This is a genomic window from Mixta mediterraneensis, from assembly GCF_030283135.1.
GTDB lineage: Bacteria > Pseudomonadota > Gammaproteobacteria > Enterobacterales > Enterobacteriaceae > Pantoea > Pantoea mediterraneensis.
In genome coordinates this window covers 89,687-110,612 of the sequence record NZ_JASUAZ010000008.1, presented here as the reverse complement: position 1 = coordinate 110,612, position 20,926 = coordinate 89,687, and the positions used below count along the sequence as shown (strand labels likewise).

General features: G+C 53.5%; 20 protein-coding genes. 10 read left to right on the top strand and 10 right to left on the bottom strand.

Annotated elements, in window-relative coordinates; all coding sequences use genetic code 11:
• Window position 1: 1 nt before the first annotated feature.
• Complete coding sequence (uvrB, locus tag QRY16_RS07880; protein ID WP_193403440.1) at window positions 2-2,023, bottom strand: excinuclease ABC subunit UvrB; 2,022 nt, start codon at window positions 2,021-2,023, stop codon at window positions 2-4.
• 899 nt (window positions 2,024-2,922) lie between these two features.
• On the opposite strand from uvrB, the gene QRY16_RS07875 reads away from it, so the two are divergent.
• On the top strand, window positions 2,923-3,645 hold the full coding sequence (locus QRY16_RS07875) for an ABC transporter ATP-binding protein (protein ID WP_289776201.1): 723 nt from the start codon (window positions 2,923-2,925) through the stop codon (window positions 3,643-3,645).
• Here the strand turns inward: QRY16_RS07875 and bioD are convergent, their stop codons facing one another.
• Genes bioD through bioB form a run of 4 tightly spaced genes read right to left on the bottom strand, consistent with a single transcriptional unit; the run spans window position 3,646 to window position 7,235 of the window.
• Window positions 3,646-4,317, bottom strand: coding sequence for a dethiobiotin synthase (gene bioD / locus QRY16_RS07870; protein ID WP_193403927.1), 672 nt, complete (start codon window positions 4,315-4,317; stop codon window positions 3,646-3,648). It abuts the gene before it with no gap.
• The gene (gene bioC, locus QRY16_RS07865) at window positions 4,317-5,069 is read right to left on the bottom strand and encodes a malonyl-ACP O-methyltransferase BioC (protein WP_289776200.1); all 753 of its coding nucleotides are present in this window, start codon (window positions 5,067-5,069) and stop codon (window positions 4,317-4,319) included. The genes bioD and bioC overlap by 1 nt, the downstream gene beginning before the upstream one ends.
• Window positions 5,050-6,204, bottom strand: a complete 1,155-nt coding sequence (gene bioF / locus QRY16_RS07860) for an 8-amino-7-oxononanoate synthase (RefSeq protein ID WP_289776199.1) — start codon at window positions 6,202-6,204, stop codon at window positions 5,050-5,052. The genes bioC and bioF overlap by 20 nt, the downstream gene beginning before the upstream one ends.
• The gene (gene bioB, locus QRY16_RS07855; protein WP_193403449.1) at window positions 6,204-7,235 is read right to left on the bottom strand and encodes a biotin synthase BioB; all 1,032 of its coding nucleotides are present in this window, start codon (window positions 7,233-7,235) and stop codon (window positions 6,204-6,206) included. Before bioB ends, bioF begins: the two co-directional genes overlap by 1 nt.
• Before the next feature lie 86 nt (window positions 7,236-7,321).
• Between bioB and bioA the strand changes: the two genes are divergently transcribed.
• Both bioA and QRY16_RS07845 read left to right on the top strand, forming a co-directional pair.
• Window positions 7,322-8,614, top strand: coding sequence for an adenosylmethionine--8-amino-7-oxononanoate transaminase (bioA, locus tag QRY16_RS07850; RefSeq protein ID WP_289776198.1), 1,293 nt, complete (start codon window positions 7,322-7,324; stop codon window positions 8,612-8,614).
• A 76-nt stretch (window positions 8,615-8,690) separates the two neighbouring features.
• Window positions 8,691-9,167 (top strand): kinase inhibitor, encoded by a 477-nt coding sequence (locus QRY16_RS07845; protein ID WP_289776197.1) that lies wholly within the window; start codon window positions 8,691-8,693, stop codon window positions 9,165-9,167.
• Between the two features lie 87 nt (window positions 9,168-9,254).
• On the opposite strand, the gene pgl is transcribed toward QRY16_RS07845, so the two are convergent.
• Complete coding sequence (pgl, locus tag QRY16_RS07840) at window positions 9,255-10,256, bottom strand: 6-phosphogluconolactonase (RefSeq protein WP_289776196.1); 1,002 nt, start codon at window positions 10,254-10,256, stop codon at window positions 9,255-9,257.
• Between the two features lie 154 nt (window positions 10,257-10,410).
• On the opposite strand from pgl, the gene QRY16_RS07835 reads away from it, so the two are divergent.
• On the top strand, window positions 10,411-11,229 hold the full coding sequence (locus QRY16_RS07835) for a pyridoxal phosphatase (RefSeq protein WP_289776195.1): 819 nt from the start codon (window positions 10,411-10,413) through the stop codon (window positions 11,227-11,229).
• Here the strand turns inward: QRY16_RS07835 and modC are convergent, their stop codons facing one another.
• The 4 genes from modC to QRY16_RS07815 form a co-directional block, all read right to left on the bottom strand.
• Window positions 11,230-12,288, bottom strand: coding sequence for a molybdenum ABC transporter ATP-binding protein ModC (gene modC, locus QRY16_RS07830; protein ID WP_193403459.1), 1,059 nt, complete (start codon window positions 12,286-12,288; stop codon window positions 11,230-11,232).
• Window positions 12,275-12,976, bottom strand: coding sequence for a molybdate ABC transporter permease subunit (gene modB, locus QRY16_RS07825; RefSeq protein WP_289776194.1), 702 nt, complete (start codon window positions 12,974-12,976; stop codon window positions 12,275-12,277). Before modB ends, modC begins: the two co-directional genes overlap by 14 nt.
• A complete protein-coding gene (gene modA, locus QRY16_RS07820) occupies window positions 12,973-13,746 on the bottom strand; it encodes a molybdate ABC transporter substrate-binding protein (RefSeq protein ID WP_289776193.1) in 774 nt (257 codons plus the stop codon). The genes modB and modA overlap by 4 nt, the downstream gene beginning before the upstream one ends.
• A gap of 145 nt (window positions 13,747-13,891) precedes the next feature.
• Window positions 13,892-14,047 (bottom strand): AcrZ family multidrug efflux pump-associated protein, encoded by a 156-nt coding sequence (locus QRY16_RS07815; RefSeq protein WP_289776192.1) that lies wholly within the window; start codon window positions 14,045-14,047, stop codon window positions 13,892-13,894.
• A gap of 142 nt (window positions 14,048-14,189) precedes the next feature.
• On the opposite strand from QRY16_RS07815, the gene modE reads away from it, so the two are divergent.
• From modE to gpmA, 6 genes are all read left to right on the top strand, one after another.
• The gene (gene modE / locus QRY16_RS07810) at window positions 14,190-14,972 is read left to right on the top strand and encodes a molybdenum-dependent transcriptional regulator (protein WP_289776191.1); all 783 of its coding nucleotides are present in this window, start codon (window positions 14,190-14,192) and stop codon (window positions 14,970-14,972) included.
• Between the two features lie 77 nt (window positions 14,973-15,049).
• Window positions 15,050-16,522: a molybdate ABC transporter ATP-binding protein ModF gene (gene modF / locus QRY16_RS07805; RefSeq protein ID WP_289776190.1), complete on the top strand. Its 1,473-nt coding sequence runs from the start codon at window positions 15,050-15,052 to the stop codon at window positions 16,520-16,522.
• Between the two features lie 227 nt (window positions 16,523-16,749).
• Complete coding sequence (galT, locus tag QRY16_RS07800) at window positions 16,750-17,793, top strand: galactose-1-phosphate uridylyltransferase (protein ID WP_289776189.1); 1,044 nt, start codon at window positions 16,750-16,752, stop codon at window positions 17,791-17,793.
• Window positions 17,793-18,941 (top strand): galactokinase, encoded by a 1,149-nt coding sequence (gene galK, locus QRY16_RS07795; RefSeq protein WP_289776188.1) that lies wholly within the window; start codon window positions 17,793-17,795, stop codon window positions 18,939-18,941. Before galT ends, galK begins: the two co-directional genes overlap by 1 nt.
• Window positions 18,935-19,969: a galactose-1-epimerase gene (gene galM, locus QRY16_RS07790; protein ID WP_193403470.1), complete on the top strand. Its 1,035-nt coding sequence runs from the start codon at window positions 18,935-18,937 to the stop codon at window positions 19,967-19,969. The genes galK and galM overlap by 7 nt, the downstream gene beginning before the upstream one ends.
• Window positions 19,970-20,122: 153 nt before the next feature.
• Window positions 20,123-20,875 carry a 2,3-diphosphoglycerate-dependent phosphoglycerate mutase gene (gpmA, locus tag QRY16_RS07785; protein ID WP_193403471.1) on the top strand — a complete coding sequence of 251 codons (753 nt, stop codon included), beginning with the start codon at window positions 20,123-20,125 and terminating at the stop codon, window positions 20,873-20,875.
• The last annotated feature ends 51 nt before the right edge of the window (window positions 20,876-20,926 follow it).

The window sequence follows — 20,926 nt, the reverse complement described above, 5'->3', positions numbered from 1 at the left end:
ATTACGATGCAGCAATAAAAAGCGTGCGCAGTTCATGCAGCTGATCGCGCACGTTAGCCGCCTGCTCAAATTCCAGGTTCTGCGCATGCTGCTGCATCTGCCCTTCCAGCTCGTGGATCTTTTTCTGCAGTGCCTGCGGCGACAAGGCCAGATAATCGGCTTCCGCTTCGGCTGCACCACGTCGTGTTGACCTGGCTTTGCCGCGCGTTTTCACCACGTTATTACCCAACTCCAGAATATCAGTGATCTTTTTATTCAGGCCCTGCGGTACGATGCCGTTGGCTTCGTTATATTGCTGCTGTTTTTCACGACGACGCTCAGTCTCTTCAATGGCGCGCGCCATTGATGGCGTAATTTTGTCGCCATAAAGAATCGCTTTCCCATTGATATTACGTGCGGCACGGCCAATGGTTTGAATCAACGAGCGTTCGGAACGCAGAAAACCTTCTTTATCCGCATCCAGAATCGCCACCAGTGACACTTCTGGCATATCCAGACCTTCACGCAGCAGGTTAATCCCCACCAGTACGTCAAATTCGCCCAAACGCAAATCGCGGATAATCTCCATACGCTCAACGGTATCAATATCCGAGTGCAGATAACGCACTTTTTCGCCGTGTTCTTCAAGGTATTCGGTAAGATCTTCTGCCATGCGTTTAGTCAGCACAGTCACCAGGACGCGCTCGTTGATCGCCACGCGCTGGCGGATCTCTGACAGCAGATCGTCAACCTGGGTCGCGACCGGGCGCACCTCAAGGATCGGATCCAGCAAACCGGTCGGGCGCACCACCTGATCGATAACTTCGGAGCCCGATTTTTCCAGTTCATAATTGCCTGGCGTCGCGGAGACATAAATCGTTTGTGGGGCCAGCGCTTCAAACTCTTCAAATTTCATTGGGCGGTTATCCAGCGCGGACGGCAAGCGGAAACCGTATTCCACCAGCGTTTCTTTACGCGCCCGATCGCCGCGGTACATGCCGCCGATTTGTGGAATGGTGACGTGGGATTCATCCACCACCAGCAACCCATCCGCAGGCAAATAATCAAATAACGTGGGTGGCGCTTCGCCCGGTCCGCGCCCGGAAAGATAGCGCGAATAGTTTTCGATACCGGAGCAATAACCTAATTCGCCCATCATCTCCAAATCAAACTGGGTACGCTGAGTAATACGCTGCTCTTCTAACAGCTTATTGTTTTCCAGTAATACTTTGCGACGGTCAGCCAGCTCAACTTTAACGTCTTCCATCGCCTGCAATATACGCTCGCGCGGCGTGACATAGTGCGTCTTGGGATAAATGGTAAAACGCGGGATCACCGACTCCACCTGACCGGTCAGCGGATCAAATAACGACAGCCGTTCGACCTCTTCATCAAACAGTTCCACACGCAACGCGATGTCATCGGATTCTGCCGGAAAGATGTCGATCACCTCACCGCGCACGCGGAACGTGCCGCGCTGGAAAGCCTGATCGTTACGGGTGTATTGCAGCTCCGACAGACGGCGCAGAATACTGCGCTGATCGATAATCATGCCGCGCGTCAGATGGAGCATCATTTTCAGATAGAGATCGGGATCGCCCAGACCGTAGATCGCTGAAACCGACGCCACCACAATCACATCGCGGCGCTCAAGCAGCGCTTTGGTCGCGGAAAGGCGCATCTGCTCGATATGTTCGTTTACCGAGGCATCCTTTTCAATAAAGGTATCGGAGCTGGGAACATAGGCCTCGGGCTGATAATAGTCGTAATAAGAGACAAAGAATTCCACAGCGTTGTCCGGGAAAAATTCTTTCATTTCACCATAGAGCTGCGCCGCCAGCGTTTTATTCGGTGCCAGTACCATCGTAGGCCGATTAAGATCGGCAATGACGTTGGCTACGGTAAACGTTTTCCCCGAGCCGGTTACGCCTAGCAGCGTCTGATGAGCCAGTCCATCCTCAAGCCCTTCTTCCAGGCGACGGATCGCTTCAGGCTGGTCGCCAGAGGGCTTGAAAGCAGAATTTAATTTAAAGGCTTTACTCATGAATGTGGTTCCTGCTGAAGAAGTCGGCGGGCAGGCGATAAGTTTACTCCGCTATGGCAATTTTACCAGAAAAAAATACTGGATATAACAACAGTAATTCTGCACTGTTATGAGGAAAGTCGCCGTAATCTGTAAACAGAATGTATAAGCCAGACACGGCATCTTTGTTGCGCAAGGTTATCCCCAGATGGAGCGTCATTTTAACATTTGTCAATAGAGCGTCATAAAATTACGGTTTGATGAACTGCCGGATAATCCTTAGGCTTGTTTTTTATTAACTTTTTGAATTTATTCATTAAGGCCGAAAAGCCCAGTTTCTCAGCATAATGTGAACAAGCCGCGTATTTCCTCGCTTTCAACCTGTTTTCATTACCTAATGCACAAGGTTATCCACAGGAATAGTGGATAACTAAAGTCAGCCCTGTCGCCATCGGCTGTGTATAATTTTTCCCCCAGCAAAATCCCGCTTAGAAATAAATTTTTTTCGGCTAAATTTGCCCCTTTCTGTAAAGCTTTAACTATCCTTTTGGAGCCTTGATGAAAAATTTACTCGCTGAAAGAGTCTTTTAAAGGCCGGTCATCATCAGGTGCGGTGCTTCGTCACAGCACAGCTGTACCAGAACCGTTAAGCATCCGGCACTGTCTGAGTGCAATGTTTTTATCACTTCAGAAATGGTTAAACATTTCTCATGTTTGGCCGCCATTTTATCGCTTTCTCAGGCTAGAACAGGCCATATTTTGAATCTGGCCTGAGAATTGCAAGTTCTGGTATCGGTAAGCGTCCCCGCGCTCGTTGGCGTACTGTGCGGCAATGGCGGAAGCGCCATTGTTGATGTCTTGTTTGCCAGACGACAAAGAGCGGAAGCATTCAGGCCAATTATCTGGAAGGAGTGTATAAGATGCTGAGTTTACGTTCGGTAAATCAATTTTACGGTCAAAATCACATACTGTGGGATGTGGATCTGGATCTCCCCCCCGGCACCTGTACCGGCGTTCTGGGTCGCCCCGGTATGGGCAAAACCACGTTAGTGAATTGCATTATGGGCAAACTGCCGATCAACAGTGGCTCAATATTCTGGCAGGAAAATGGCGCACCGCCGGAGGATTTGCTGCTGCAACCGGCTGAACAACGCGCGCGCAGAGGCATTGGCTATGTACCTCAAGGAAGCCATATTTTCACGCAGATGAGTGTTGAAGATAATTTATTGATCGCGCTACTGGCAGGTGCGGATCAGGCAGATCGCCATCGCGCTATCCCTGAAATGGTATTTGATCTGTTTCCTGCCCTCTATTCTTTACGCCAGCAGCGCAGTGGCGATCTGCCGGTTGATCAACAACAGCAGCTGGCGCTAGCGCGGGCGCTGGTATTACAGCCCAAACTGTTAATTCTGGACGAGCCCACCGATGGCATGTCGCCATGGCTGGAAGAAGAAATGGGAAATTTGATCCGCCGCCTCAATCTGGATTACGGCATGACGATATTGCTGCTGGAGCAGCGTGTGTCACTGATTCGTCGGGTTGCCGATTATTTTCTACTGCTGCACCGCGGGCGCAATGTGGCGCAGGGCAAAGTGGCGCAGTTAGATGATTTCACCGTCAACAAATGGCTGACGGTGATGTGATCAGGCAGGCAAGGTCAAATAGCGGCCACAGTCGGCATACTGGGCGGCATCGGTGAGATACGGAATCTCGCCGAGACAGGGTGCCGGTAAACGCTGTTTCAGCGTAGTAAGATACTCCTGGTGGCGTTTGCCCGGCGGCAAAACGGTATTGGCGATCCAGCCCGCCAGGCGCAGCCCACGTGCTTTTATCGCATCAGACGTAAGCATAGCGTGATTAATGCAGCCCAGTTTCACGCCCACCACTAAAATCACCGGTAGCTGTTCCGCTTCCACCCAGTCGGCGTAAGTTTCACTTGCCGATAGCGGCGTATACCAACCGCCTGCGCCCTCAACCAAAATCCACTCGGCTAGCGGCTCCAGCTGACGTAACCCTGTCGATAACGTATCAAATGTAATTGGCCTTTCCTCTTCGGCGCTGATGATATGCGGTGAGGTTGGTTCAATAAACGCCAGCGGATTGACCTGTGGGTAATCCAGCGCCACGCTGCTGTAGCGCAGTAAGGCCAGCGCATCGCTATTACGAATGCCTTCAGGCGTAACGTCGCAGCCTGACGCTACCGGCTTGTAACCCGCGGTACGAAAACCCGCTGCGCTTGCCGCTTGCAGTAACGCGCTGCTGGCAACGGTTTTACCGACTTCGGTGTCGGTGCCGGTGATAAACCAGCGTTTCATCATGAACTGACTCCATACATCAAATGGTAACTAAGGCGAAATCCTTGTGCGTCGCGTGGCCAGTGTTTTTCCAGCTGCGCCAGACGCTGACGTGTTAATAAGTGGCTTTCACGCCCCTGATGCAAATGCGTTGCGCCAATACCTTTTAGGGAGCGCATTGCGCTAAGCGCATCCGGAAAATGCAACGTAATCACCTGCGACTGACATTTCAGGTGATATTCAGCACAGGTAGTCGCGATCTCCTGTTCATTCAGGAAATGATTGGCATGGGTGCCATTATCAATATGCGACCAGGCCTGATGCACTTCATGCAGCGAACCGGCACTTAACGTAGAAAACAGCAAGCAACCTTCTGGCTTCAGCACACGCGTAAACTGGCTCAGCGCTGCACGTAACGTGTCGCTCCACTGCACCACCAGGTTGCTCCACACCATGTCCATACTGGCGCTGGCAAACGGTAGGGCATCAATATCCCCCATCAGGTAATGGTCGGCCGCGTTATTTTGTCGGGCCTGTTGAAGCATCTGTGCTGACAAATCGAGTGCGGTGACTTGCTTGCCGCGCTGTCGCCAGACATGGCTATACCAGCCCGTCCCACATCCGGCATCCAGCACCTTTTTACCGGTGTGCAGCGGTGCCAGCGCCAGCAGTGCGTCGCCGCTTAAGCGTTGCAATGCCGCGTGGCGATCATAATGCGTGGCCGCACGGCCAAAAGCGCGTGCCACGGCGCGTTTATCCACCAACAGCGTCATGCAGCGCCTCCAGTAATACGTCTATATCTTCAGGCAAATGCGCGGCGGTTAAGGTTATACGCAACCGGGCTGTGCCCGGCGGCACGGTGGGGGGGCGTATCGCGCTGACCCAGCAACCCGCATCGGCCAGTTTTTGCGATAACGCCATTGCCTGAGCATTGCCGCCGACAATTAACGGCTGGATAGCGCTGTCGGAATTCATCAATTGCCACGGTAGCGAAGCCGCGCCCGCACGGAAGCGCTGAATATTGGCGTTGAGCTGCTGGCGCAACGCGTCACCTTGCTGAATCTGTTGCAGCGCCGTTTGCAACGCACAGGCTTGCGCCGGTGGCATCGCCGTTGAATAAATCAGGTGGCGAGAGAACTGCATGAAGTAGTCTGCGGTTGCGTCATCACACAGCAATGCCGCACCGCTGACACCAAACGCTTTGCCAAACGTCACGACTAACAGTTCCGGTTTTACCTTTTGCTGCCAGCAGCTACCGCGTCCCTGCTCGCCTGTCACACCAATGCCATGCGCATCATCCACCAACAGCCAGCCGTTAGCGCGACGCGTTTGTTCAGCAATTGCGCTTAGCGGCGCGCTGTCGCCATCCATACTGAAAATGCCTTCTGTCACCACCAGCGTTTCGCCGTCACAGGGCGCATCTAAGCGCGTCGCGAGGCTCTGGACATCGTTATGACTGAAACGACGCAGTTGCGCCGGGCTATGGCTGGCCGCATCTAATAGCGACGCGTGCGCCAGTTTGTCCGCCAGAATGCGATCGTTTTTTTCCGCCAGCAGATGGATCACCGCCTGGTTGGCAGCAAAACCAGAAATAAACAGCAGTGCACGCGAATAACCCAGCCAGTCGGCAAGCTGCGCTTCCAGATCGGCATGCAGACGATGGAAGCCGGTTACGTGGCCCGATGCGCCCGCCCCTGCACCGGCTTGCTCAGCGCCCTGCCGCCAGCCCGCAATCACCGCAGGATGCTGACTCAATCCGAGGTAATCGTTGCTGGAAAAGTGGCGATAACGCTTACCCGCCAGCAGCAGCGAGCGGGTGTGGTTGCCTTCGGTGATATGGCGCTGGCGCCAGCCATCGGCTGCGCGCCGCTGCGTCAGTGCCTCGGTAATGCGATGCTGCCAGCTCATTACACCGCCGCGTTATAGAACTGTTCGGTATCGGCTTTAAACAGCTGTTCGCTTAAATGCTGCTGCTGTTCGTTATCGCCGTTTTGCGTATGCGTATGTTCCGGGTTCAGTCCCAGTTTGCGGAACAGTAGGTGATCTTTGTCTTCTTCCGGGTTTGGCGTGGTCAGCAGCTTGCAACCGTAAAAGATGGAGTTAGCCCCGGCCATAAAACACATTGCCTGGGTTTGCTCACTCATCTGTTCACGGCCTGCGGAAAGGCGTACGTGCGAAGTTGGCATCATGATGCGCGCAACCGCGATGGTGCGGATAAAATCGAAAGGCTCAACGTCATCGTTATCTGCCAGCGGCGTGCCTTTCACCTTTACCAGCATATTAATTGGCACGCTTTCTGGTGGCGTCGGCAGGTTTGCCAGCTGCACCAGAAGCCCGGCGCGATCGTTAACGGTTTCGCCCAGGCCCACTATGCCGCCTGAACACACTTTTATACCGGCATCACGTACTTTACCCAGCGTATCCAGGCGCTCCTGATAGCTGCGGGTAGTGATAATGCTGCCGTAAAATTCCGGCGAGGTGTCAAGATTGTGGTTATAAAAATCCAGTCCGGCACCGGCAAGTCGCTGTGCCTGCGTGTCGCTAAGCGTGCCCAGCGTCATACAGGTTTCCATCCCCATCGCCTTTACGCCCTCGACCATTTTTTCGAGATAAGGCATGTCGCGGTCACTGGGGTTCTTCCATGCTGCGCCCATACAGAAACGGCTGGAACCCGCGGCTTTAGCCTTGCGGGCGGAGGTTAAGACTTCATCCACTTCCATTAGCCGCTCGGACTCAAGTCCGGTTTTATAGCGCGCACTTTGCGGACAGTATTTGCAGTCTTCCGGACAGGCGCCAGTTTTGATGGATAACAAGGTGCTGACCTGCACCTGGCGCGGATCGAAGTGCTCACGATGTACCTGCTGCGCTTCAAACATGAGTTCGAGAAACGGTTTATCAAATAGCGCCTGTGCCTGCGCGAGTGTCCAACGTTGTGCCATTGCCTGCTCCAAAAAAGGGTGTCATCCCGACGATTAACGTGGTTATACTTGTAAACTATATTTTTTATTTTTGGTTTACAATACCCATGTTCACTCAAAGCGACGCCGAATTTGATCGCCAGCATATCTGGCATCCCTACACATCCATGCAGGATCCGCTGCCGTGTTACCCGGTGGTGGCAGCGCAAGGGTATCTGCTACAGCTGGCTGATGGGCGCGAGTTAGTGGACGGCATGTCGTCCTGGTGGGCAGCCATTCATGGCTACAACCATCCCCGTCTGAACCAGGCGTTACAGCAGCAAATGACGCAGATGTCACACGTGATGTTTGGCGGCATTACCCATCCCTCAGCAGTAGCGCTGTGTCGCAAGCTGGTGGAAATGACACCCGCCGCGCTGGAATGTGTTTTCCTTGCCGACTCCGGTTCGGTTTCAGTAGAAGTGTCAATGAAAATGGCGCTGCAATACTGGTTAGGACGCGGCGAAACCCGCCAGAAATTTTTAACCCTCAAGCGTGGCTATCACGGTGACACTTTTGCTGCGATGTCGGTGTGCGACCCCGATAATTCGATGCACAGCTTATGGCGTGGCTATCTACCCGAGCATGTTTTTGCGGCGGCACCAGAATGTGGTTTTGATGATGAATGGAATGCGCATGATTTCGACGATTTTGCTCGCCTGATAAAGCAGCATCATCAACAGCTAGCGGCCGTTATTCTTGAGCCAGTTGTGCAAGGCGCGGGGGGAATGCGTTTTTATCACCCGCGTTATTTACAACGCGTACGTGAATATTGCGATCGCTACGGCGTTTTACTGATAGCTGATGAAATTGCCACCGGCTTTGGTCGCACCGGCAAGCTGTTTGCCTGCCAGCATGCGGGCATTGAGCCTGATATTTTGTGTGTCGGGAAAGCATTAACCGGCGGCACCATGACGCTGGCCGCAACCCTGACCACGCGCGAGGTAGCCGATACCATCAGCCGTAGTCCGGCAGGCTGTTTTATGCATGGCCCAACCTTTATGGGAAATCCGCTGGCCTGTGCGGTTGCCGTGGAGAGCTTGCGCATGTTGCAGGAGGGCGCATGGACAGCGCAGGTTGCCAGCATCGAGCATCAGCTGCGTGAACAATTACTGCCATTACAAGCGGCGTCGCAGGTGAAAAGTGTTCGTGTATTGGGCGCAATCGGCGTGGTAGAAACCCATCAGCCGGTCAACATGGCGGCGTTACAGCAATTTTTTGTTTCACAGGGCGTCTGGATACGGCCATTTGGTCGATTGATTTACCTGATGCCGCCTTACATCATCGCCCCGGCAGCCCTGGAAAAGCTTATACAGGCTATAGGCGTGGCGCTTGAGCATCCTTCCCATTTTACTTCGTGAGTTAAGCTAACAACTGGAAGTGGCACCCTTTTTCGCTAAGATGAGGGGGAGTTTAACGACAACAGAAGGAGAGGTGATGCGAATTTATAGTCAGGACTTTAACGAGGGCGACAAACTGCCTGAGAAGCATGTGTTTAATGGCATGGGTTATCAAGGCGAGAATGTGTCGCCGCATCTTGCCTGGGAAAACGCACCGCAAGGCACCAAAAGTTTTGTCGTGACCTGCTACGATCCCGACGCGCCGACCGGTTCCGGCTGGTGGCATTGGGTGGTAGCGAATATCCCTGCCAGTACCACCGCCCTAGCGCAAGGGGCGGGATCGGGCGTAGTTTCATTACCTGCGGGTGCCGTTCAGACGCGTACTGATTTCGGCCAGGCCAGCTATGGCGGCGCAGCGCCACCGAAAGGCGAAAGTCATCGTTATATCTTCAGCGTACATGCGTTAGACGTGGATAATATCGACGTAGACGAAGGCGCAAGTGGCGCAATGGTGGGTTTTAATGTGCATTTTCATGTGCTGGCCAGCGCGTCGTTAACTGCGATGTATTCGTAATCCTTTTCATGTCTGTTAACGCTGTAAAAAAGACGTGACGACAGGATAAATATCGCCCGCATCTATTGCGGGCGTGAGGGAAATGAATCAGGCTGCAAGCTGATGAATGACTACCCACATCGGACCCTGGCCTACCGCGTAACGGCCTAATGGTTTTAATAAACCCTGTGGCTCAGTAATGCTGTAAATCTCAATATGATGGGATTTCTGCCCCGCCGCCACCAGATACTTGCCACTGGTATCAATGTTAAAACCGCGCGGTTGCGTTTCGGTTGGCTGGAAACCTTCTATCGCCAGCAATGCGCCATCTTCACTGACACTGAATACCGCCAGCGTGCTACTGGTGCGATCGCAGGCGTACAGGAATTTCCCGTTTGGCGTAAGATGAATATCCGCAGCCCAGCGCGTACCGGTAAAACCTGGCGGCATCAAATCTAACGTTTGTACCCGTGCCACTTCACCCTGGGCATTACTGAGCGCCCAAACATCCACGGTGCTGTCCAGCTCGTTCACGCAATAGGCGTAATTGCCGTTCGGATGGAACGCCATATGTCGCGGCCCGGCACCTTCAACCGTCGTGACCTGCGCCTGCTTACGCGGCGTTAACTGGCCTTCTGCGCTCAGTTCGAACAGGCAAATACGATCCTGCTTCAGAGCAGGAACAAACAGCGTCTGGTTAGCGTTATCAATATTAGCGGAATGACATCCAGCCAGACCGTGAATGACCTGTGAAGGCGCCTGTGGTAAACCATCGACACTGATCGGGCTGACGCTAACGCATTCGTCATTATATGATCCGCAGAACAGGAACTTACCGGCATGATCGGTGGAGAGGTGTGTCGGACTGCCCGGCAAAGGTGCCTGCCCCGCCTCGGTCAGGGTACCGTCGGCTGCAATACGAAAGGCTAAAATGCGGAAACTGGGCCGCACGCCAACATAGAGAAAATCTTTTTTCGGACTCACCACCATCGGCTGAACCTGACCGGCGACATCCGTCACCTGAAGCAGAGTCAATGCGCCATCTTCATTCAACTGCCAGACGTGAATCTGCTGACTCTCTGGACTGGCGGTGTAGACAACTTGTTTCATGCATTCTCCTTTTACGCTGCCTGCTTAACTTCAGGAAATCACTTTAGCGCGTTTTCCGTGCCGCCGCTGGAATCATTTGTGCCTTGTTTTTTGTCTCTGCCCCGCCCGCAATGTAGACTTGACGCCTCGCTAACTGATACAGACGGAAGGATTAATGAGCTATCGTGTCATTGCCCTCGATCTCGACGGCACGCTATTAACGCCAGCAAAAACCATTCTGCCGCAGTCCATCGAAGCGCTGAAGCGGGCGCGCGAAGCCGGTATTAAGGTCGTCATTGTTACGGGTCGCCACCACTGTGCGATTCATCCTTTTTACCAGGCACTGGAGCTGGATACACCCGCAATCTGCTGTAATGGAACCTATCTGTATGATTATCAAAATAAAAAAGTATTAGCTGCCGATCCGCTGGACAAACAGCTGGCGTTACGCGTCATTGAAATGCTGGATGAACAGCGAATCCACGGCCTGCTGTATATCGATGAGGCGATGCTGTACCAAACGCCAACCGGCCATGTTACCCGCACCTTAAACTGGGCCGAATCGCTGCCGCCCCACCAGCGTCCGGTATTTAAGCAGGTGCCGGATCTGGCACAAGCGGCGCGTGAAGCTGAATCTATCTGGAAATTTGCGCTGTCTCATGAAAATATCGCCGAGCTGGAGCTGTTCGCAGAGAAAGTGGAGGCAGAATTAGGGCTGGCATGTGAATGGTCCTGGCACGATCAGGTCGATATTGCGCGAGGCGGTAACAGCAAAGGCAAACGGCTGGCACAATGGGTAGCATCGCAGGGTCTGAAGATGAGCGAGGTGATCGCGTTTGGTGATAACTACAATGATCTCAGCATGCTGAAATCCGTTGGTCTGGGAATAGCCATGGGCAATGCCGATGAAGCCATCCAGCTCCGGGCGAAAAAGGTCATCGACACCAATCTCGAAACCGGCATTGCCGATACTATCTATAAAGAAGTGCTGTAATCAGGATGTTATCGAGACGCTTTTGATCTGGGCATAAAGCCATTGTTCTGGCCGAATGCCCAGTTCATCCCGCGCCCATGGCGAAATGCGCGCCCATAGTTCGCTGATACCGATACGCAATTTCACTTCTACCTGTTCGCCAACTTCCATCAGTTCCACCACCTGTGCGGGCAAGATATTACGGATCGAGGTGTTATGTGGTGGTTGCAGCGCCAGCGAGACATCCGCTGAGGCAATGCGAATACGTAGCGGTGTTTTTACGGGATGGTTTATCCGGCTGACCCAGATGTGCTGATCGCCTAACGACAGCGCGGTCATCGGATAATCCGGATGCTGTTTCAGCACCTGCACGCGCAGCACGCTGGTCAGTTCACTTATCGGCAGCCACGGACGCATCGCGCTGCTGCTCCAGACACACTCCAGCGGACCAAACGCTTTAACTTTACCGCTATCCAGCACCAGCACATTGTCGGCTAACTGCAGGATCTCTTCGAGGCTGTGCGACACATACAGCAGTGGAATTTCGACCTGCTTCGCCAGCTTTTGCAGGTAAGGCATCAGCTCACGTTTACGCGGCAGGTCCAGCGACGCCAGCGGCTCATCCATCAGCAAAATATCTGGCGCGGTGAGTAAAGCGCGTCCAATCGCCACGCGTTGTTTTTCGCCACCAGACAGCGATACCGGAAAGCGATTCAGTAGCGCTTCCAGACCAAGCAGCGAAACCAGGTGGTTAAACTGCCCTTTCATCTTCGGAGCCATGCCATATTGCAGATTGCCGCGCACGCGATAATGCGGAAACAGGCGCGCATCCTGAAAGACATAGCCAATGCGGCGTTTTTCCGGCGGCAGCACGATCCGTTTTTCCACATCAACCAGCACGCGATCGTTAAGATGGATATATCCATGCTGTGGCTGGGTTAATCCACCAATAGCATTAATGAGCGAGGTTTTCCCTGCGCCCGATACGCCGAACACCGCCGTAATGCCTTTAGCCGGAATCTGCGCGCTGACGTCAAGAAGATGATCGCCCAACTGCTGGGAAAAATTAAGTGACAGCATCAGGCCCCATGCGCTTACGGCCCCAGCGCGCCAGCCACTCCGAAACCAGTAACGACGCCAGCGCCAGCACAATCGCAATCACGCATAATTGCGCTGCTGCGCCTTCCGCACCGGGAGTTTCAATCAGGGTATACATCGCCAGCGGAATGGTGCGCGTCTCGCCGGGAATATTTGAAACGAAGGTGATGGTTGCGCCAAATTCGCCGAGCGAACGCGCAAACGCCAGTACAGTGCCAACAATAATGCCCGGCAGAGTCAGCGGTAACGTGATGGTGAAGAATACCCGCCAGCGACCCGCGCCTAACGTTCGGGCGGCTTGCTCCAGTCGCGTATCAACGGCCTCCAGCGCCAGACGAATCGCGCGCACCATCAGCGGAAACGCAATCACCGCCGACGCCAGCGCCGCGCCGCGCCAGCTAAAAGCGAAGCTAAAGCCAAACCAGTCATACAGCTTTTCACCGATTATCCCCCGCCGTCCCAGACCAATCAGCAGCAGATAACCGACAACCACTGGCGGCAGCACCAAGGGCAGGTGAATGAAACTATCAAGCAGGGTTTTGCCCGGAAACCGGCAACGGACCAGAATCCAGGCCATCAGGATGCCAAATGGCAGGCTGCAGAACACGGCAATGCCAGACACTTTCAGGCTGAGCATCACCGCCTGCCATTCGAGATCGCTAAATATCATGTCTTGGGTGTGAATCCGTAATGTTTAAACACGGTAGCCGCTTCCGGCCCTTTTAAGTAATTATAAAAAGCAGTAACGGCACTACCGTCGTGATCTTTAACGATTGCCATTGGATATTCCACTGCTTTATGGCTCGATTCAGGGAAAGTTCCGACGACCTGCACTTTATTGCTGGCTACCGCGTCCGAACCATAAACAATGCCATACGGCGTTTCGTTACGCTCAACCAGCGCCAGCGCGGCGCGCACGTTATTGCCACGTGCCATGACCGGCGATACGGTCTCCCATGCGCCTAATTTCTGTAACGCTTCTTTCGCGTAAATACCGGCTGGCACGTGAGCCGGGTCGCCCACGGCCAGCCGCTCGCCTTTCAGCAGGCTTTTCCAGTCGGTTTTTTCGTTGATGGTTACCGCTTTAGCCGATGCGCTGCGGGGCGCCACCAGCACCAGGTCATTACCTAACAACGTGAAGCGCGTGTTGTCGATCATGCTCTTTTTCGCGACTGCATCATCCATCCATTGCTGATCGGCAGAAATAAACAGGTCGGCCGGTGCGCCCTGCTCAATCTGGCGTGCCAGCGTGGAAGAAGAAGCAAAAGAAGACACCACTTCGACGCCGCTTTTTTTCTGATACTGGGTGGCAATATCCTGTAAGGCATTCGTCAGCGACGCCGCTGCAAATACGGTAATTTTTTCTGCCGCCACGGCCTGACCAGCCAGCGACACGCTTAATACAGCAGCCAAACCCCAACGGGTTGATGATACAGACATGTTCTTCTCCAGCAGTTCGTTGTGTAGGCGATAATACAACGCAAATTCCCGCAGTGTCATGAAATTATCGGGTGAAAATCAACAAGGCTGAAAAAGAAGAGAGGAGCGCATCAACGCCCGTAACAATGACGGGCGTTGTGGGAAATTAATTGTGCGAGCGGGATGAAGCGTTTTCGCGATGACCAAATTTTGAGATGACGTTAAACACTTCGCCCAGGCCATAAATCAGGCCAAGCATCAGGGCCATTACGATGGGCACCATAATTACCGCCACGGCGAGGCTTTTTAGCAATTCCAACATGGAGCGTCTCACTTTGCGAACAAAAAAGGGATTGTAACGGTTCAGGTAAAATTTGCGCAGCCCTTTTCGTGCTTTTACTTTTTCAACAAAACGCCGCTATCATCACAGGGTTTTCCTGAATTGATCTTTTGCCGGAGCTGTCATGCAAGCCGAACTTTCTCTTCATATCCGCTTACAGCAGAAACTTTTTGCCGATCCACGCCGCATTGAGCTGTTGAAACGCATCCAGCAAACCGGTTCAATCAGCCAGGGTGCTAAGCTTGCAGGCATCAGCTATAAGAGCGCGTGGGATGCCATTAATGACATGAACCTGCTGGCGGACGAAACGCTGGTTGAGCGCGCCACCGGCGGTAAAGGCGGTGGCGGTGCGAATCTGACGCGTTACGGCGAACGACTGATTCAGCTGTTTCAGTTGCTGGAGCAGATTCAGCAAAAAGCCTTTGATGCCTTGCAGCAAGACTCTCTACCGCTCGACAGCCTGCTGGCGGCAATTGCCCGTTTTTCCTTACAAACCAGTGCGCGCAATCAATTATTTGGCACGGTTATCGCGAATGATGATCAACCGATAGTGCAACATCTGACTATTTTACTGGCCGATGGCCAGACCCGGCTGAACGTAGCCTTAACCCAGCGCAGTGCAGAACGCCTGCAACTGACGGCGGGCAAGGAAGTACTGGTGCTGGTCAAAGCGCCGTGGATCCGGGTGAACTACCAGCCGGGCAAGGAGGATAACCAGCTGGCAGCGCAGATTAATGCCATTGAGCCCGGCGAGCAGGTCAGCGAAATTTTGATGACCTTAGCCAGCGGCGAAACGCTGTGCGCCACGTTGCCGAATGACGAGGTAAAGCAGCTAAAGCTACAGCTACATGACACGGTGATCGCCAGTTTCAATGCCAGGCATGCGATTGTCGCTACGTTACTTTGATTTACAGGTCGTGATTTGACTTCATCGCAGCCAGTGGTTACAACTCAGTAACACTGATGCATAAAATGGAATATATCATGGCTTCATTGCAAATTTTGCAAGGTACGTTTCGCCTTAGCGACACGCGAACCCTGTCCCTGAACGATATACAGCTGCACAGCGGCGAAAGCTGGGCCTTTGTTGGCGCCAACGGTAGCGGCAAGTCATCGCTGGCACGGGCGCTGTCCGGTGAACTGGCGCCGTTAACAGGCACTTTTAGCAGTCATTACCAACGTCCGACCCGCCTTTCTCTTGAACAACTGCAAAAGCTGGTTTCCGATGAATGGCTGCGTAACAACACCGATCTGCTAAGTGAAGGCGAAGATGATACAGGCCGTACCGCTGCAGAAATTATTCAGGATGAAGTGAAAGATGCGTCGCGCTGCGCACAACTGGCAGAACAGTTTGGCATCAGCTATTTACTCTCGCGTCGTTTCAAATATCTTTCCACGGGTGAAACGCGCAAAACTTTGCTGTGTCAGGCGCTGATGAAGCAGCCAGACCTGCTGATTCTGGATGAGCCGTTTGACGGCCTGGATGTCGCCTCCCGCGCCAGTCTGACCGAAACGCTACAAAGCCTGGAACAGCCCGACTTCACATTAGTGCTGGTATTAAATCGCTTCGATGACATCCCTGATTATATCCAGCAGGTCGGCGTATTAGCGGAATGTACGCTAACCCACAGTGGCGCACGTAAATCTATTTTGGCTGAAGCGCTGGTGGCACAGTTAGCCCACAGTGAACAGCTACAAGGCATGGTATTACCAGAAGCAGATGTTCCCGATCAGCTGCCAGCGCTGGCAGATGATGCACCGCGCGTGATCCTGCGTAACGGCGTAGTGTCCTATAACGATCAGCCCGTGATTGATGGGTTGAGCTGGCAGGTCAGCGCAGGTGAGCACTGGCAAATTACCGGACCAAACGGAGCCGGAAAATCAACGCTGCTGAGCCTAGTTACTGGCGATCATCCGCAAGGTTACAGCAATGATTTAACCCTGTTTGGTATTCGTCGCGGCAGCGGGGAAACCATCTGGGACATTAAACAGCATATCGGCTACGTCAGTAGCAGCCTGCATCTGGATTACCGTGTCAGCGTGAACGTGCGCACAGTGATCCTCTCCGGCTTTTTTGATTCGATTGGCCTGTATCAGGCGGCTTCAGATCGCCAGATTTCGCTGGCACGTCAATGGCTGGCGCTGCTAGGCATGGATCATGACAAAGGCGATGCGCCTTTCCATAGCTTGTCGTGGGGCCAGCAGCGTCTGGTTCTGATTGCGCGTGCGCTGGTAAAACACCCCACTCTGCTGATCCTTGACGAACCGCTGCAAGGGCTTGATCCCATCAACCGTCAGCTGGTGCGCCGTTTTGTTGACATATTAATTGGTGAAGGTCGCACTCAGCTGCTCTTTGTCTCGCATCACGCCGAGGATGCGCCGCACTGTATCACTCACCGTTTGAGCTTTGTCGCTCGCGATGGCGGCTACGATTACCGTCAGGAATCACTGCGTTAACTTCCTCTAAACGCCGCCCTGTCGGCGTTCTTTTCATTTTATGGTGTAACCGCTACCATTTAGTCAGAATTTTTTTAGCCCACGCCCATCACATAAAGCCTAAAAATAAGAATAGTCAGCTTGTGTAAACGATACCATTTATCCAGGCTCGATCACGCTTTCGTGCTAGCTGATGTGCTACTTTTTATGGATGCCTAACCGGCTTTTAACGCTTACCAGGATTAAACATGGAAAAATTTAACCCGGTCGATCATCCGCATCGCCGATATAATCCCCTGATCGATCAGTGGATTTTGGTTTCTCCTCATCGTGCTAAACGTCCGTGGCAAGGTGCACAAGAAACCCCTGCGGCCCATACGCTTCCCGCACACGATCCCGATTGCTTTTTGTGTGCGGGTAATACACGCGTCACAGGTGATAAGAATCCGGACTACACCGGCACGTATGTTTTCACGAACGACTTTGCCGCATTGATGACCGACACGCCGGATGCGCCGCCCAGCGATGACATCCTGATGCGCTGCGAAAGCGCGCGCGGCACTAGCCGTGTTATCTGCTTTTCGCCGGATCACAGTAAAACGTTGCCGGAGATGACGCTCAACGCGCTGGAACAGGTGGTGCGTACCTGGCAGGCGCAAACGGCCGATCTCGGCCAGCATTATCCCTGGGTGCAGGTTTTTGAAAACAAAGGTGCAGCAATGGGCTGCTCCAATCCTCATCCTCATGGGCAGGTATGGGCCAACAGCTTTCTGCCTAATGAAGCGCAACGTGAAGATGATCATCAGCGTGCCTATTTCGCCAAAAACGGCTCGCCAATGCTGGTGGATTATACCGCTCGTGAACTGAAAGATGGCAGCCGCAAGGTCGTTGAAACCGATCACTGGCTGGCTGTCGTTCCCTGGTGGGCGGCCTGGCCATTTGAAACGCTGCTGCTACCGAAAGCGCATGTGAAGCGTCTGACCGATTTGAATGAGGCGCAGCGTAAAGATCTGGCGCTGGCGCTGAAGCAGCTCACCAGCCGTTATGACAACCTGTTTCAGTGTTCTTTCCCCTATTCCATGGGCTGGCACGGCGCGCCGTTCAATGGTGATACCAATGAGCACTGGCAGCTGCATGCCCACTTCTATCCGCCGCTGCTGCGTTCTGCAACGGTGCGTAAATTTATGGTCGGATATGAAATGCTGGCCGAAACCCAACGCGATCTAACGGCTGAGCAGGCTGCTGAGCGGCTGCGTTCTGTTAGCGACGTTCATTTCCGTGAGGCACAATAATGAGCTTAAAAACTATCACCCATCAGGTTTTTTCGGATGTTTACGGCTATGCGCCGACACATACTATTCAGGCACCGGGTCGCGTGAATCTGATTGGTGAACACACCGACTACAACGACGGTTTTGTGCTGCCCTGCGCCATTAATTATCAAACAGTCATCGCCTGTGCCCGACGTGACGATCGTCAAGTACGCGTAATTGCAGTGGACTACGACAACGCGCAAGACAGTTTTTCGCTGGATGAGCCCATTGTCCGCACGGAAGAGCCCACGTGGGCGAACTATGTGCGCGGCGTGGTGAAACACCTGCAAAAACGCCATGCGGATTTTGGCGGAGTCGATATGGTGATCAGCGGCAATGTGCCGCAGGGCGCGGGATTGAGCTCCTCGGCATCGCTGGAAGTGGCGGTTGGCACCGTATTGCAGCAACTGTATTCCCTGCCGCTGGATGGCGCGGCAATTGCGGTAAATGGCCAGGAGGCAGAGAACCAGTTCGTCGGCTGTAATTGTGGCATCATGGATCAACTGATTTCCGCCCTGGGCCAGAAAGATCATGCCATGCTGCTTGACTGCCGCACGCTGGGTACGCGTCCGGTTTCTATGCCAAAGGATGTCGCCGTGGTGATCATCAATTCTAACTTCCGCCGCAACCTGGTCGGGAGCGAATATAATACGCGTCGTCAACAGTGTGAAACAGGTGCGCGCTTCTTTGAGAAGCCAGCACTGCGTGATGTTGATCTGACGCAATTTGAAGCAGCCGAAGCCAAACTGGATCCGCAAGTCGCCAGGCGCGTTCGTCACATCCTGACTGAAAACGCCCGCACATTAGAAGCCGCTGACGCGCTGAGCAATGGGGATTTGAAACGCATGGGTGAGCTGATGGCCGAATCACACGCATCAATGCGTGATGATTTTGAGATCACCGTGCCGCCCATTGATACGCTGGTGGAAATTGTGAAAGCCGAGATTGGCGATCGCGGTGGCGTGCGTATGACTGGCGGCGGCTTCGGTGGTTGCGTCGTGGCGTTAATGCCTCTCGACCTGGTCGATCAGGTTAAAGCCGCCGTAGAAAAACAGTACGAAGCGAAAACCGGCATCAAAGAGACCTTTTATGTCTGTAAAGCCACAGAAGGAGCCGGCCAATGCTGAATGATATAAATTCGCATGCGCCAGATGGTCAGCCGTGGCGCATTACCGTTTTACGCAACGCCAATGGCATGATCGCCACCTTTATGGACTGGGGAGCAACCTGGCTGTCGGCTCGCGTGCCGATGCATGACGGCAGCGTGCGTGAAACCCTGCTTGGCTGCGCCACACCATCCGACTATCTGCATCAGGACGCCTATCTCGGCGCGACGGTGGGCCGATATGCTAACCGCATCGCGCAGGCCAGACTGAAGAAGCTGGATTGCCAGCTGGCCGCGAATCAGGGGGAAAACCAGCTTCACGGCGGCCCGGAAGGCTTTGATAAACGCCGCTGGCAAATTGTCAGCCAGTCTGACAGCGAAGTGCATTACCGCCTGGATTCACCAGAGGGCGATCAGGGCTTTCCCGGCAATCTGATTGCCGATGTACGCTTTCAGCTTGATGACGATAACTGTTTGTCGATCCGCTATGAAGCACGCTGCGATAAAGCCTGTCCGGTCAATCTGACCAATCACGCTTACTTTAATCTTGATGCACAACATGGTGACGCACGCCAGCATGTCTTACAGTTGCACGCCGATCGTTACTTGCCGGTTGACAGCGCGGGTATCCCTGATGCGCCACTGAAAGCGGTAGCGGGCACCAGCTTCGATTTCCGTCAGGCTAAAACCGTGGCCCAGGATTTCCTCGCGGATGACGACCAAAAAGCGGTGAAAGGCTATGACCACGCCTTTTTGCTCAATAGCGCTGGTGACGCCAGTCAGCCTGCTGCTGAATTATGGTCAGCAGATGGCAAGCTGCAACTCAGCGTGACGACATCTGCGCCAGCCTTGCAGCTTTACTCTGGCAACTACCTCGACGGCACCCGCGCCCGCGAGCAGGAAAGCTATACTGCTTTCCAGGGCATTGCGTTGGAAAGTGAATTTTTGCCGGATTCACCTAATCATCCTGAATGGCCGCAAGCTGATTGCTGGCTGCAACCGGGTGAATGCTGGGAGTCGGTAACACGTTACCGCTTTACGCCACGCTGAGTTACCGCCTGGAAAACGCGCAGTGCGTAACACACAGGCTTACGCGGTGCGCTGTTTTCCGTTATGGTATGGCGTTATCAATGCGCCGCTCGTCGGGCTGGCAGCAGCAGGTTTCCATTATCATAGAAACATTAAGTATTAAGGAGTTAAGCTATGGCCGTAACTAAGCTGGTTCTGGTGCGACACGGCGAAAGCCAGTGGAACAACGAAAACCGCTTTACCGGATGGTACGATGTCGATCTTTCTGACAAAGGTCGCACTGAAGCCAAAGCAGCCGGTCAGCTGCTGAAGAAAGAAGGTTTCGTCTTTGATTTCGCTTACACCTCTGTGCTGAAACGCGCTATCCATACGCTGTGGAATGTTCTTGATGAGCTGGATCAGGCCTGGCTGCCGGTTGAAAAATCCTGGCGCCTGAATGAGCGTCACTACGGTGCGCTGCAGGGTCTGGATAAAGCCGAGACCGCTGCGAAATATGGTGACGAGCAGGTTAAACAATGGCGTCGCGGCTTCGCAGTGACCCCGCCAGAGCTGGATCGCAGCGATGAGCGCTTCCCAGGACACGATCCGCGTTACGCCTCTTTGACCGCTGAACAGCTGCCAACCACCGAAAGCCTAGCGCTGACTATCGATCGCGTTATTCCTTACTGGAACGAAAGCATTCTGCCGCGCCTGAAAAGCGGTGAGAAAGTGATTATCGCTGCACACGGTAACTCACTGCGTGCCCTGGTAAAATATCTTGATAACATGAGCGAAGAAGCGATCCTGGAACTGAACATCCCAACTGGCGTGCCATTGGTGTATGAGTTCGATGAAAACTTCAAACCGCTGAAGCATTACTATCTGGGCGATGCTGACGAAATCGCTGCGAAAGCAGCCGCCGTGGCAAACCAGGGTAAAGCAAAATAAGCTAACGCTGCAATGCAAAAGGCCAGACGCGAGTCTGGCCTTTTTTAGTCT

Coding starts and splice junctions, on each gene's coding strand:
- uvrB (WP_193403440.1), bottom strand. CDS start 2,023: ATGAGTAAAGCCTTTAAATTAAATTCTGCTTTCAAGCCCTCTGGCGAC.
- QRY16_RS07875 (WP_289776201.1), top strand. CDS start 2,923: ATGCTGAGTTTACGTTCGGTAAATCAATTTTACGGTCAAAATCACATA.
- bioD (WP_193403927.1), bottom strand. CDS start 4,317: ATGAAACGCTGGTTTATCACCGGCACCGACACCGAAGTCGGTAAAACC.
- bioC (WP_289776200.1), bottom strand. CDS start 5,069: ATGACGCTGTTGGTGGATAAACGCGCCGTGGCACGCGCTTTTGGCCGT.
- bioF (WP_289776199.1), bottom strand. CDS start 6,204: ATGAGCTGGCAGCATCGCATTACCGAGGCACTGACGCAGCGGCGCGCA.
- bioB (WP_193403449.1), bottom strand. CDS start 7,235: ATGGCACAACGTTGGACACTCGCGCAGGCACAGGCGCTATTTGATAAA.
- bioA (WP_289776198.1), top strand. CDS start 7,322: ATGTTCACTCAAAGCGACGCCGAATTTGATCGCCAGCATATCTGGCAT.
- QRY16_RS07845 (WP_289776197.1), top strand. CDS start 8,691: ATGCGAATTTATAGTCAGGACTTTAACGAGGGCGACAAACTGCCTGAG.
- pgl (WP_289776196.1), bottom strand. CDS start 10,256: ATGAAACAAGTTGTCTACACCGCCAGTCCAGAGAGTCAGCAGATTCAC.
- QRY16_RS07835 (WP_289776195.1), top strand. CDS start 10,411: ATGAGCTATCGTGTCATTGCCCTCGATCTCGACGGCACGCTATTAACG.
- modC (WP_193403459.1), bottom strand. CDS start 12,288: ATGCTGTCACTTAATTTTTCCCAGCAGTTGGGCGATCATCTTCTTGAC.
- modB (WP_289776194.1), bottom strand. CDS start 12,976: ATGATATTTAGCGATCTCGAATGGCAGGCGGTGATGCTCAGCCTGAAA.
- modA (WP_289776193.1), bottom strand. CDS start 13,746: ATGTCTGTATCATCAACCCGTTGGGGTTTGGCTGCTGTATTAAGCGTG.
- QRY16_RS07815 (WP_289776192.1), bottom strand. CDS start 14,047: ATGTTGGAATTGCTAAAAAGCCTCGCCGTGGCGGTAATTATGGTGCCC.
- modE (WP_289776191.1), top strand. CDS start 14,190: ATGCAAGCCGAACTTTCTCTTCATATCCGCTTACAGCAGAAACTTTTT.
- modF (WP_289776190.1), top strand. CDS start 15,050: ATGGCTTCATTGCAAATTTTGCAAGGTACGTTTCGCCTTAGCGACACG.
- galT (WP_289776189.1), top strand. CDS start 16,750: ATGGAAAAATTTAACCCGGTCGATCATCCGCATCGCCGATATAATCCC.
- galK (WP_289776188.1), top strand. CDS start 17,793: ATGAGCTTAAAAACTATCACCCATCAGGTTTTTTCGGATGTTTACGGC.
- galM (WP_193403470.1), top strand. CDS start 18,935: ATGCTGAATGATATAAATTCGCATGCGCCAGATGGTCAGCCGTGGCGC.
- gpmA (WP_193403471.1), top strand. CDS start 20,123: ATGGCCGTAACTAAGCTGGTTCTGGTGCGACACGGCGAAAGCCAGTGG.